The sequence below is a fragment of the Kitasatospora sp. NPDC059803 genome (assembly GCF_042732255.1).
GTDB lineage: Bacteria > Actinomycetota > Actinomycetes > Streptomycetales > Streptomycetaceae > Kitasatospora.
The window spans coordinates 1-2496 of record NZ_JBHWIJ010000520.1 but is presented as its reverse complement, the minus strand read 5'-3'; the positions used below and the strand labels follow the sequence as shown (position 1 = coordinate 2496).

General features: G+C 72.7%; 2 protein-coding genes. One reads left to right on the top strand and one right to left on the bottom strand.

Annotated elements, in window-relative coordinates:
- Nucleotides 1-104 precede the first annotated feature (104 nt).
- Nucleotides 105-1190 carry a S1C family serine protease gene (locus ACFV6I_RS39020; RefSeq protein WP_380430985.1) on the bottom strand — a complete coding sequence of 362 codons (1086 nt, stop codon included), beginning with the start codon at nt 1188-1190 and terminating at the stop codon, nt 105-107.
- Nucleotides 1191-1414: 224 nt separating this feature from the next.
- Here ACFV6I_RS39020 and galE point away from each other — a divergent pair, with 224 nt between their 5' ends.
- Entirely contained in the window at nt 1415-2401 is a 987-nt protein-coding gene (gene galE, locus ACFV6I_RS39015; RefSeq protein ID WP_063348897.1) for a UDP-glucose 4-epimerase GalE, read from the top strand.
- The last annotated feature ends 95 nt before the right edge of the window (nt 2402-2496 follow it).

Below are 2496 nucleotides of genomic sequence, written 5' to 3'. Positions count from 1 at the left end.
GGCGATGTGTATAAGCGACAGCGTGACGAGGTCCCGGCGCCGCTCCGGTGGGGCGGCCCGGTCCGCGGAGCCCTTGCGCGGCGTGCGGCCCGGCCGGCCGGGTCCTACGGGCTCTCCAGGGCGCCGAGGGTGACGTCGGCGGTCCGGCTGTTGCCGTCCCTGGTGTAGGCGACGGTGGCCTTGTCGCCCGGGGTGAGCGAGGCGAGCGCGGTGGTGAGCGCGTTCAGCGAGTCGACCGTGGCGTCCCCGATCTTGGTGATCACGTCGCCGGCCTGCATCCCCGCCGAGGCGGCCGGGCCGCCCGCGGTGACCGCCACGATGACCGCGCCGGCGGGCTTGAACTGCTGGTTGAAGCTGGTCCGGGCGGTGATGCCGAGCGCGGCCCGGCCGGAGTTGGTGACCTTGCCCTGCTTGATCAGCTGGTCGGTGATGTTGGTGATGGTGGACGCCGGGATGGCGAAGCCGATGCCGGGCGCGGCCGCGCCGTTGGCCTCGGGCTCCGTCGCCGCGAGCGTGTTGATGCCGATCACCTGGCTGTCCAGGTTGACCAGCGCGCCGCCGCTGTTGCCCGGGTTGATCGCGGCCGAGGTCTGCACCATGTTGCCGATGGTGGCGCCGGGCGAGCCGCCGCCCCTGGGTTCGGAGACGGTCCGTCCGGTCGCCGAGACGATGCCCTGGGTGACGCTGCTGGAGAGGCCGAGCGGGCTGCCCATGGCGAGGGTGATCTGGCCGAGCTGGACCTTGCCGGAGTCCCCGAAGGCGGCCGGCTTGAGGCCGCTCGGCGGGCTGCTCAGCTTGATCACCGCGAGGTCGGTGTCGGGGTAGCTGCCGACCAGGGTGGCGTCCAGCGACTTGGTGCTGTTGGCGAGGGTGACGGTGAAGGTGGTCGCGGTGCCCACCACGTGGGCGTTGGTGACGATGTCGCCCTTGTCGTCGTAGACGATCCCGGAGCCGAGGCTGTCGCCGGTGGTGATCTGCACCACCGAGGGCAGCACGTCGGCGATGACCCGCTGGTAGTCGTCCTGCAACTGGTTCCCGTCGGCCGACCGCGCGGGGGCCGACGAGGCTGGCCTGGCCGAGCCGGAGCTCGACGGGGAGCCCGCGGCCTGCGAGGCGGACGAGGAGGAGCCGCTGCTGCACCCGGCCAGCGCCAGCGCGGTCAGTACGGCCACCGCGCCGGGCACGAGCAACCGGCCGTGGGCCGTCCTGGGGCCGGTCGGCCGGGGCCCGGCCGGCAGGGGCCCGGCCGGCAGGGGGCGGGCGTGTTCCTTCTTTCGGCTCACCTGACTGCCTCCGATTCGTCACCACGCTGAGAGCACGGAAATCTTTGTCAGCATTTCACCGATTTGTCCGATTTGACGGCTCGACTCGCCCGGCACTCACCACGGAAACCCGAACACCCTAGAATCGGCCCATGACTTGGTTGATCACCGGCGGTGCCGGATACATCGGCGGGCACGTCGTCCGCCAGCTGCTCGACGCCGGTGAGCGCGTCGCCGTCCTGGACGACCTCAGCACCGGCGACGCCTCCCGCCTGCCGGAGGGCGTCGCCCTGGTCGAGGGCTCCACCCTGGACCGGGCCGCCCTGGACGCCGCCATCCGCGAGCACGCGATCGAGGGCATCCTGCACTTCGCCGCCAAGAAGCAGGTCGGCGAGTCCGTCGAGCAGCCGTTCTTCTACTACCGGGAGAACATGATCGGCCTGCAGACCGTCCTGGAGGCCGCCGCCGAGGGCGGGGTCAAGCGCTTCCTCTTCTCCTCCTCCGCCGCCGTCTACGGCATGCCGGACGTCGACCTGGTCACCGAGTCGACCCCGTGCGCCCCGATGAGCCCGTACGGCGAGACCAAGCTGGCCGGCGAGTGGCTGGTCGCCGCGGCCGGGAAGGCCCACGGCATCTCCACCGTGGCGCTGCGCTACTTCAACGTGGCCGGTGCCGCCTCCCCCGAGCTGTCCGACACCGGGGTCTTCAACCTGATCCCGATGGTCTTCGAGCGGCTCACCGCCGGCGAGGCCCCGCGGGTCTTCGGCGACGACTACCCCACCCAGGACGGCAGCTGCGTCCGCGACTTCATCCACGTCTCCGACATCGCCTCGGCCCACGTCGCGGCCGCCAAGCGGCTGGCCGCCGACCCGGCCGGCGAGACCTCGCTGGTGCTCAACATCGGCCGCGGCGAGGGCGTCAGCGTCAAGGAGATGCTGGAGGTGATCGGCAAGGTCACCGGTTACGACACCACCCCCGAGGTGACCCCGCGCCGCGCCGGCGACCCCGCGCGGGTGGTGGCCTCGGCCGACCTGATCCGCCGCGAGCTGGGCTGGGGCGCCCGCCACGACGTGGCGGAGATGGTGGCCTCCGCGTGGGACGGCTGGTGCAGCCGCCACCCCGGGGCCCGCAAGGCCTGATCGGGCGCGTCCGACGGCGGCGGGGCGCCCGCCCCGCCGCCGGGCTGGTTCAGCGCGCCGGGACGGCGGTGCGGTAGAAGGCGTCCAGCGCGTTC

Excerpts from the sequence above, each read along its gene's own strand:
- galE (WP_063348897.1), top strand. The coding sequence starts at position 1,415 with ATGACTTGGTTGATCACCGGCGGTGCCGGATACATCGGCGGGCACGTC.